Origin of the sequence: Mesorhizobium sp. M7A.F.Ca.CA.002.15.2.1, from assembly GCF_003998715.1 — a bacterium.
Lineage (GTDB): Bacteria > Pseudomonadota > Alphaproteobacteria > Rhizobiales > Rhizobiaceae > Mesorhizobium > Mesorhizobium ciceri.
This window is the reverse complement of sequence record NZ_RZPI01000470.1, coordinates 1-4,492: the sequence shown is the minus strand read 5'-3', so window position 1 is coordinate 4,492 and position 4,492 is coordinate 1. Positions and strand designations below refer to the sequence as shown.

At 62.7% G+C, this 4,492-nt stretch carries 4 protein-coding genes; 1 reads left to right on the top strand and 3 read right to left on the bottom strand.

The genetic code is table 11. The annotated features are described in order from the left end of the window. Positions 1 to 140: 140 nt before the first annotated feature. Entirely contained in the window at positions 141 to 1,328 is a 1,188-nt protein-coding gene (locus ENZ74_RS22910; protein ID WP_063167913.1) for an ABC transporter permease, read from the bottom strand. 76 nt (positions 1,329 to 1,404) lie between these two features. On the opposite strand from ENZ74_RS22910, the gene dgcA reads away from it, so the two are divergent. Then, the gene (gene dgcA / locus ENZ74_RS22905) at positions 1,405 to 2,388 is read left to right on the top strand and encodes an N-acetyl-D-Glu racemase DgcA (RefSeq protein WP_063167912.1); all 984 of its coding nucleotides are present in this window, start codon (positions 1,405 to 1,407) and stop codon (positions 2,386 to 2,388) included. On the opposite strand, the gene ENZ74_RS22900 is transcribed toward dgcA, so the two are convergent. Both ENZ74_RS22900 and ENZ74_RS22895 read right to left on the bottom strand, forming a co-directional pair. Continuing rightward, positions 2,359 to 3,573, bottom strand: a complete 1,215-nt coding sequence (locus ENZ74_RS22900) for an MFS transporter (RefSeq protein WP_063167911.1) — start codon at positions 3,571 to 3,573, stop codon at positions 2,359 to 2,361. The two genes, dgcA and ENZ74_RS22900, sit on opposite strands and share 30 nt — an antisense overlap. Positions 3,574 to 3,696: 123 nt before the next feature. Then, a partial coding sequence (locus tag ENZ74_RS22895; protein WP_245470988.1) for a UDP-2,3-diacylglucosamine diphosphatase occupies positions 3,697 to 4,492 on the bottom strand: 796 nt, incomplete at its 5' end.

Here is a 4,492-nt window from a genome sequence, read left to right as displayed (position 1 = left end):
GCCTTATGTCGAGCGACAGTCTGTCGAGGATAAGCTTGTCGGCAAAGGAAACGCTGATGTCGTGCGCGGAAAGCACGATATCGCCCTCGCCCGCTTCATCCGCCAATGCACCCGCCCTTTTCCTGTTTCGCAGCTTCATCTCAGAACTCGATCGCTGCGTAGAACATGGCAAAAAGCCCGTCGAGGATGATGACGACGAAGATCGACTTCACCACCGAAGCGGTAACATGCTGGCCGAGCGATTCGGCGCTGCCGCCGACCTTCATGCCTTCGACCGAGGCAATCGTGCCGATGATCATGGCCATGAACGGCGCCTTGATCAGGCCCGCAAAGATGGTGCTGAGATCGATGGCGACGCGCAGCCGGTCGATGAAGGCGGCGGGCGGGATGTCGGAATAGAGCCAGGCAGCCAGGATGCCGCCGCCGAGTGCGGCGAAATTGGCGATGATGGTCAGGCACGGCAAGGCGATGACCAGCGCCACGAGCCGCGGAAAGACCAGGACGCCGATCGGGTTGAGCCCGATGACCTTCAGCGCGTCGACCTCCTCGCGCATCTTCATCGAGCCGATCTCGGCGGTGATCGCGCTGCCGGAGCGGCCGGCGATCATGATCGCCGTCATCAGCACGCCGAGTTCGCGCAGGATCAGCACGCCGACGAGGTCGACGACGAAGATATCGGCGCCGAAATAGCTGAGCTGATAGGCGCCCTGCTGGGCGACGATGGCGCCGACGATCGCCGACATCAGCACCACCACCGGAATGGCGCCGACGCCCATACGGTCGATCTGGTTGAAAATCGCCGCCGGGTTGACGGCATGGCCACGGCCGAGCTTCATCTGCGCGCCACGGATGGTGGCGCCGAGGATGTTCATCGAGGCCAGAAAATCGTCGCGCATCTCGTAGACCCGGCGGCCAACCGCCTCCAGCGCGCGAATGACGATGTTGGGCGGTCGCACCGGGCCGGATTCGGGTTCGCGCCGCACGGCCTCGCCGACAGCTTCGAGCAGGATCGAAGCGATCTCGCTCTGGCCTTGCATCTGGATTTCGACACCCTTCTTCTCGAAGGCGCTGACCAGCCGGTCGATCAGCCAGGCGCCGGCAGTGTCCATCTTCTCGATCTTGGAAACATCGAGCGCCAAGATTTTGAAGCCGCTTCGCTTTTCGATCTTGCGCATGTCGGCGTCGACGAGTGCAACGGTCCGTGTCGTCCAGATTCCGGAGAAAGCGCAGCCAAGAACGCCGTCCTCCTCGCCGATCGCCACGCGCGGTTCGTGGTCAGCCTCCCCTGCGGTCGTGCCGCTTGCGTCGCGCTTGCCGATGGTCAACATGGCGTCCTGTTTAGCCTGACGGGTCTGACCTGTCGATTTGCCGACAACGCTTGTCGCACAGCAGGAGCAGAAAAATATGGCGCGTGTCATTTCGGTCGAGGCCGAGCGTTTTCCCATCGCCGGAACCTTCACCATTTCGCGCGGTTCCAAGACCGAAGCCGAAGTGATCTCCTGCACGATCAGCGACGGCGGCCATTTCGGCCGCGGCGAATGCGTCCCCTACAAGCGCTATGGCGAGACGATTGAGGGCGTGCGCGAGGCGATCGACGCCATGCGCGGCCGGATCGCCGATGGCATCAGCCGCAGCGCCTTGCTCGATGCCATGCCGGCCGGAGCCGCCCGCAACGCCTTAGACTGCGCCCTATGGGATCTGGAGGCGAAGCTCAGCGGAACATCGGTGGCGGTTGCGATAGGTGCTGTTCCCTTGCAGGCGCTCGAAACCGCCTACACGCTGTCGCTGGGCGAGCCGGAGGCGATGGCGGCGCAGGCCCGCGCCAATGCGGCGCGGCCGCTGCTCAAGGTCAAGATCGGCGGCGACAACGACATTGCCCGCATCCGGGCGGTCAGGCAGGCAGCGCCAGACAGCCGCATCATCCTCGACGCCAATGAGGGCTGGAGCGACGACAACATCGTTGCGAACCTCGCCTTTGCCGCCGAACAAAGCATCGCGCTGATCGAACAGCCGCTGCCGGCCGGTCATGACGAGATCCTGCGCCATATCGCCCATCCGGTGCCGATCTGCGCCGATGAAAGCGTGCACGAGGCTAAGAATCTCGAAGCGCTTGTCGGTCTTTACGATGCCGTCAACATCAAGCTCGACAAGTCGGGGGGCCTGACGGCGGCACTGGTGCTGCGCGATCGCGCCCGCGAACTCGGTTTCGGCGTGATGGTCGGCTGCATGGTCGGCACCTCATTGGCGATGGCGCCAGCGGTGCTGCTTGCCCAGCATGCCGATTTCGTCGACCTCGACGGTCCGCTGCTGCTTGCCCGCGACCGGGTACCGGGCCTTGTCTACCAGGGATCGCTGGTGTCACCGCCCGATACGGCGCTCTGGGGCTGAGCGCGCAGCAAGGCCGATCAGCGCCAGTCCGATCAACGCAATCGGGATCATGGCAAAGAAGCCGTCGACACCGAGACGGTCGTAGAGCGGGCCGGACGCCAGCGTCACCACCGCCATGAAGAAGCCGTTGGAGAAATAGGCAATGCCTTGCGCGGCACCTGTCCGCTCCTCGGAGATCGTTTCGCCGATCATCTTCTGCAGCCCGATCAGCCCCAGCGCCACCGAGACCGAGTGCAGCGACTGGACAGCGAAGAAGCCGGGAATGCCGAGGCCGAGCGGCCAGACCAGCGGAAAGGCGATCCAGCGCACGATGGAGCCGATTCCGGCCATCACCATGACCGACACGACGGAGAACCGGCCGAAAAAGCGGGTGAACATCATGAACATGCAGACTTCCGACACCACGCCCCAAGCCCATAAGAGACCGACTACCGAATCGCCGAGGCCGATCGACTTCCAGTAGATGGAGACGAAACCGTAGAGGAATGCGTGGCTGGCGGTGATGACGCCGACGCCCGTGGAAAAATACAGGAAATACGGGTTGAGAAGCTTCGGCGCTGAATGCTGGATGTCGGTGGCCGACAGCGGCGAGGCGCGCCGCGGACGGCCAAGGCGCGGCGCCAGCAGGCCGGCGGCAAGGGCGGCGGCAAACGCCACCAGAATGATAACCGGAACGGCTTGTGAACCGGTTACCGACAGAATGAAGCCGCCGGCGATATTGGCGAACAAATAGGAAATCGAGCCCCATTTGCGCATGCTTGTGTAGTTCGAACCGAAGCGGCGGACACCCGAAAGAGCCAGCGAATCGGCGATCGGCGAATGCGGCGTCCAGACGATGGTCAGCGTCAGCGAGACCGCCAGCACCATCGCATAGGTGGGTGTCAGGAAATAACCTGCCGACAAAAGCAGCGACGCAGCCATCAGCGCGACATAGACATCGGCGCGGTCCCTGGCACGGTCGGCCAGCGCGGTCAGCAGCGGCGTCGTCACCACGCGCAGGAACATCGGCGCCGCCAGAATGACCGCGATCTGCTCGGCATGAAAACCCTTGGCCTGCAGCCACAACGGAAAATACGGCAAATGCGTTCCGAGCGGCACGAAAAGCGTCGCGAACATCAGGCTCATGCGCAGTTCGAAATGGCGCGGCTTGACGAGTTGTTCGGGCGAGAGCTGCGGCAGGGACATGAATCGATCCAATCGCGCTGTATTCGGCCGGAGGGCAACGCGTATCGATCCCTTAACATGGACGAAAACCGGACGAAACCGGTTGGACTAATTGATTGATTCCGAAGCCGAAAGGACTTCGGACTAGGCCGCCTGCCCTACCCGGTCCTCGATGAGCAGCGGGATAAAGGGCTCGTCCGGCACCTCGGGCAGCACCTGCGCCCAAGTCAGGATTTCCATGCGGCCGTCAAAATGCTCGACCACAGCCGTACAACTTTCCACCCAGTCGCCGGTGTTGATGTACTGGACATCGCCAAAATTTTCGATGACGGCATGATGGATGTGGCCGCAGATGACGCCATCGACATGCGAACGGCGCGCCTCGTCGGCAAGCATGGTCTGGAACGAGCCGATGAAGTTCACCGCCTTCTTGACGTTGTGCTTGGCCCAAGACGAAAAGGACCAATAAGGCAGGCCGAGCAGCTGGCGCAGCCGCGTCACCACGCGGTTGACCAGCATGGCCGCGTCATAGGCGTGGTCACCGAGATAGGCGAGCCAGCGCGCATTGTGGACCACGGTGTCGAACTGGTCGCCATGGATGACGAGCAGCCGCTTGCCGTCGGCGGTCTCGTGGATGGCGCGATCGGCAACGACGATGCCGCCGAAATGCACGCCCTGGAACTGGCGGGCGAACTCGTCATGGTTGCCGGCGATGTAGGTGATGTTGGCGCCCTTGCGCGCTTTGCGCAGCAGTTTCTGCACGACGTCGTTGTGGCTTTGCGGCCAATGCCAGCTCCGTCGCAGCCGCCAGCCATCAACGATGTCACCCACCAGATAGATGATATCGGCATCGTGATATCGAAGGAAATCGATCAGGAACTCGGCCTTGGCCGCCTTCGAGCCCAGATGGACGTCGGAAATGAACATGCTGCGGAAAGTG

What these genes read in the sequence shown, in the direction of transcription:
- ENZ74_RS22900 (WP_063167911.1), bottom strand. Translation starts at nt 3,573, where the DNA reads ATGTCCCTGCCGCAGCTCTCGCCCGAACAACTCGTCAAGCCGCGCCAT.
- ENZ74_RS22910 (WP_063167913.1), bottom strand. Translation starts at nt 1,328, where the DNA reads ATGTTGACCATCGGCAAGCGCGACGCAAGCGGCACGACCGCAGGGGAG.
- dgcA (WP_063167912.1), top strand. Translation starts at nt 1,405, where the DNA reads ATGGCGCGTGTCATTTCGGTCGAGGCCGAGCGTTTTCCCATCGCCGGA.